The sequence below is a fragment of the Micromonospora sp. DT4 genome (assembly GCF_049841675.1).
Lineage (GTDB): Bacteria > Actinomycetota > Actinomycetes > Mycobacteriales > Micromonosporaceae > Micromonospora.
The window spans coordinates 1-248 of the sequence record NZ_JBNCKT010000498.1 but is presented as its reverse complement, the minus strand read 5'-3'; the positions used below and the strand labels follow the sequence as shown (position 1 = coordinate 248).

Annotated in this window: 1 protein-coding gene; it reads right to left on the bottom strand. The window is 71.4% G+C overall.

The genetic code is table 11. The features are described from left to right. On the bottom strand, window positions 1-186 hold a 186-nt coding region (locus ACLQ24_RS30670), incomplete at its 3' end, for a hypothetical protein (RefSeq protein ID WP_425895204.1). Between the last annotated feature and the right edge of the window lie 62 nt (window positions 187-248).

Sequence of the window (248 nt, the reverse complement as noted above, 5' to 3'; positions counted from 1 at the left end):
CACCACAACAACCCCCTCCCCGGCCTTGACGACGTCCTCTGGGCCGCTGGCGCCAGCCAGTACCCCGTCCACGACGGTTCCGAGCCGGACATGCTGGCCCTGCCACCGTCGGGGCCGGCTCTGTCCGGTGACGTGCAGCGCGGTGTCGAGCCGCCGCTGCGCACCGAGTCGGCATCCGAGATCCATGATGGCGGCGATAGCCAGAGCGCTGGCGGCACCGCGTCCGGGTTCGTCCAAGGCCGAAGGAG